We start from the raw sequence: 281 nt of genomic DNA on the forward strand, positions 1-281 counted from the left end.
GTTCTGGCTCAACGTCCAGTACCCCGCGACCGCCGTCACGCCGGTCGCGGCCGTCGCGTTCGTCGCCTCCTACCTCGGGTACGACGCGTGGGTCTCGCGGCGCCGGATCCTCGCGCTGGCCGCCCCGCTCGCCGCGCTGACGCTGCTGAGCTGGACGAACGACTACCACGGACTGGTCCGCACCGGCACCGAACTCGCCGCGTACGGCTCCGAGACGGTGCTGGTCCGGGAGCTCGGCCCGGCGTGGTGGGCGGGATGGCTCTACTCGCAGGTGCTGCTCG

1 protein-coding gene is annotated in these 281 nt (G+C 73.0%); it reads left to right on the forward strand.

Annotated elements, in window-relative coordinates; genetic code table 11:
* On the forward strand, positions 1 to 281 hold a 281-nt coding region (locus EXE45_RS18810; protein ID WP_274595504.1), incomplete at both ends, for a histidine kinase N-terminal 7TM domain-containing protein.

Source organism: Halorubrum sp. SP9 (assembly GCF_005435015.1).
GTDB classification, from domain to species: Archaea; Halobacteriota; Halobacteria; order Halobacteriales; family Haloferacaceae; genus Halorubrum; species Halorubrum sodomense.